Below are 256 nucleotides of genomic sequence, written 5' to 3' on the forward strand. Positions count from 1 at the left end.
TTAACATATCATAAACTTTTTGAAATTCTTTTAAGGATTCTTCACGAAACCACTCCCATAAACGAATAGCTTCTTTATCGCCGTCCTCTAATTTTTTAAACCATTCACGACCTTGATTTTCTAATTCAGGATCATTTTCTACCTCCTCGTGAAAACGAACATATAATTCGAGTAATTCTTTAATTGGATTTTCACGGACTGTTTCTTCTGATCCCCATTTTTTAAAAGCTACTATCAATTTGGTAAATTAATAGTA

1 protein-coding gene is annotated in these 256 nt (G+C 31.2%); it reads right to left on the reverse strand.

The features are described from left to right. A partial coding sequence (argS, locus tag ACYPV9_RS14265; RefSeq protein ID WP_459744842.1) for an arginine--tRNA ligase domain-containing protein occupies positions 1 to 238 on the reverse strand: 238 nt, incomplete at its 3' end. Between the last annotated feature and the right edge of the window lie 18 nt (positions 239 to 256).

It is taken from the genome of Polaribacter sp. OB-PA-B3 (genome assembly GCF_054589375.1).